Origin of the sequence: Nocardia sp. NPDC060220 (assembly GCF_042727815.1) — a bacterium.
Classification (GTDB): domain Bacteria; phylum Actinomycetota; class Actinomycetes; order Mycobacteriales; family Mycobacteriaceae; genus Nocardia.
In genome coordinates this window covers 1-1,558 of record NZ_JBHWZY010001221.1, presented here as the reverse complement: position 1 = coordinate 1,558, position 1,558 = coordinate 1, and the positions used below count along the sequence as shown (strand labels likewise).

Sequence of the window (1,558 nt, the reverse complement as noted above, 5' to 3'; positions counted from 1 at the left end):
GTGTTGCGACCCGGCGGGGTGTTCGCCGGCTCGGACGGACTCGACAGTCCGCTGTTCCGGCTCCAGCATGTGGGTGACACGTGCGTGCCGGTCCCGGCGGATACGCTCGCCGACCGGCTGGCGGTCGCGGGGTTCACGGGCATCGACGTGGAAACCGGCTCACCCGCGCGTGATCAGCCCTTGGACGGACGCCGCTGCGGCTTGGGCGTGACAGTGCCCTCGGCCAGCCGCCGCGCGCTCACCAGGAACGCGGTATGGCCCTGCATGCGATGCTCCGGGCGCACGGCCAGGCCGACGACGTGCCAGCCACGCACCATCGACTCCCACGAGCGCGGTTCGGTCCAGCATTCCTGCTCACGCAGCGCCTCGACCACCTTGGACAGCTGGGTGACGGTGGCGACGTACACCACCAGCACCCCACCGGGAACCAGCGCCTTCGACACCGCGGGCAACGCGTCCCACGGCGCCAGCATGTCGAGCACGACGCGATCGACCTGCGGGCCCTCGTACTGCGCCACGTCGGCGATCGTGATCGACCAGTTCGCCGGCCGCTCGCCGAAGAAGGTCTCCACGTTGCGGACGGCGTGCTCGGCGTGGTCGTCGCGGATCTCGTAGGAGATCACCTCACCCTCGGGACCGACCGCGCGCAGCAGCGAGCAGGTCAGCGCACCCGAACCGGCGCCGGCTTCCAGCACCCGCGCACCCGGGAACACATCGCCCTCGTGCACGATCTGGGCGGCGTCCTTGGGGTAGATCACCGCGGCGCCGCGCGGCATCGACAGCACGTAGTCGGTGAGCAGCGGGCGAAGGGCCAGATACGGGGTGCCGTTGACCGACTTCACCACGGTGCCCTCGTCGTTGCCGATGAGGTCGTCGTGCTTGATGCCGCCGCGATGGGTATGGAATTCCTTACCCTCCTCGAGCACCACGGTGAAGAGGCGTCCCTTACCGTCGGTCAGCTGCACGCGGTCCCCGATAGCGAATGGACCGGTTCGTCTGGCCGTCATTGATCTCCCGTTCTTCGAATGGACCTGTCAGCCTGCCAGGCGCCGCCGTCCGCGCGATCGACGGGTCAGCTATTTCGCGGCGGACGCGCGATCGTGTCGGTGTGTGCGGTTAACCTGCGAAACATGTCAGCGCCCTTGTCCGTGCCCCTGACCGACGACACCGCCGACGCGCCGGTGCATCGGTCGCGTCCGGCGTTGTCGCCTTCGCGGGCAAGCGATTTCAAGCAGTGTCCGCTGAAGTACCGGTTGCGGGCGATCGATCGGGTGCCGGAACCGCCGTCGCGAGCGGCAGTGCGCGGGACCGTGGTGCACGCGGTGCTGGAAGATCTGTTCGGGTTGCCCGCGGCCGAGCGTCAGCCGGCACGGGCGGCCGAGTTGGTGCCGGGGGCGTGGGAACGTGTGCGCGCGGAGCGCGACGGGGTGGACGAGCTCGTCGCCGAGGGTGGTCCGCAGGCGCTGTTCGACGAAGTGCGCACGCTGGTCGCGAGCTATTACGAGCTCGAGGACCCGCGCCGATTCGAGCCGCACGCGCTCGAGGAACGGGTCGAGGT

Annotated in this window: 2 protein-coding genes and 1 pseudogene; 2 read left to right on the top strand and 1 reads right to left on the bottom strand. The window is 69.4% G+C overall.

The window, feature by feature from the left end:
* A pseudogene (locus tag ACFWF3_RS35480) lies at positions 1-153 on the top strand (SAM-dependent methyltransferase); the annotation flags it as partial.
* Between the two features lie 20 nt (positions 154-173).
* On the opposite strand, the gene ACFWF3_RS35475 reads toward ACFWF3_RS35480, so the two are convergent.
* Entirely contained in the window at positions 174-1,007 is an 834-nt protein-coding gene (locus tag ACFWF3_RS35475; RefSeq protein WP_358121145.1) for a tRNA (adenine-N1)-methyltransferase, read from the bottom strand.
* 123 nt (positions 1,008-1,130) lie between these two features.
* On the opposite strand from ACFWF3_RS35475, the gene ACFWF3_RS35470 reads away from it, so the two are divergent.
* Positions 1,131-1,558: RecB family exonuclease (locus ACFWF3_RS35470; RefSeq protein WP_379318503.1), on the top strand; the 428-nt coding region annotated here is incomplete at its 3' end.

Coding starts and splice junctions, on each gene's coding strand:
- ACFWF3_RS35475 (WP_358121145.1), bottom strand. CDS start 1,007: ATGACGGCCAGACGAACCGGTCCATTCGCTATCGGGGACCGCGTGCAG.